The sequence below is a fragment of the Corynebacterium sp. AOP36-E1-14 genome, assembly GCF_052377495.1.
GTDB lineage: Bacteria > Actinomycetota > Actinomycetes > Mycobacteriales > Mycobacteriaceae > Corynebacterium.
The window spans coordinates 1-338 of record NZ_JBQSWV010000085.1; the positions used below are offsets into that span (position 1 = coordinate 1).

Genomic DNA, 338 nt, shown 5'->3' on the forward strand with positions numbered 1-338 from the left:
GTCGAGGCAGGCGGTGATCTCGTCGTGGCGACCCTTGGGCACGGTGGATAGTTGGGCGTGGATCATCCGGCGGATCAGGGCGAGGTGGTCGGCGGCGAGGATGCCGGTGGCCACCACGGCGCAGAACAGTTCGAGGTTGCGTGCGGCGAGTTCGCCTGCGTGTGCGAAGCGGGTGGCGTCGTTGCGGGAGCGTCCGCGTAGGGCCAGGGCGGCGCCGAGGCGTTCGCTGGCCGGTAGTTGACGCAGGTGGATGATCAGGCCCATCTCGACGATGTTGATGTGGCGCTGCAGGGCATCGATGTCGACAGTGGCTGGCTCGTCGGTGGTGGTCATGTCCC

At 67.8% G+C, this 338-nt stretch carries 1 pseudogene; it reads right to left on the reverse strand.

From position 1 onward, the window contains the following. Positions 1-338 (reverse strand): annotated as a pseudogene (locus ACT3TD_RS14850) (HNH endonuclease signature motif containing protein); the annotation flags it as partial.